This is a genomic window from Ciceribacter ferrooxidans (assembly GCF_004137355.1).
In the GTDB taxonomy this organism is placed as follows: Bacteria; Pseudomonadota; Alphaproteobacteria; order Rhizobiales; family Rhizobiaceae; genus Allorhizobium; species Allorhizobium ferrooxidans.
In genome coordinates, this window is sequence record NZ_SDVB01000157.1 from 1 (window position 1) to 252 (window position 252).

Annotated in this window: 1 protein-coding gene; it reads left to right on the top strand. The window is 56.3% G+C overall.

The genetic code is table 11. The features are described from left to right. The coding region (locus EUU22_RS25525) for a hypothetical protein (protein WP_205687853.1) at window positions 1–221 on the top strand (221 nt) is incomplete at its 5' end. Window positions 222–252: the final 31 nt, after the last annotated feature.

The window sequence follows — 252 nt, forward strand, 5'->3', positions numbered from 1 at the left end:
TATTGACCACCCGCACAGAATGGACCCACGAACTAACTCCCGTCGTGAATACGCTTATGACTTCTCGTGGGCACAACCTGCTGAGTGTACGTTTCCGTCCAGATTCTCCTAACCTTGCCGCTACCATCGCGCTCGACGCGCTGTCAGACGAAGAAACTACCGCCGCATTCCTGGGCGTACTGCGGGATTTGGCTGCGGGATCTTCTGCTTCGCGGCACTAGGTTTCCCCCCCGTCACCATTGGATTCAAACC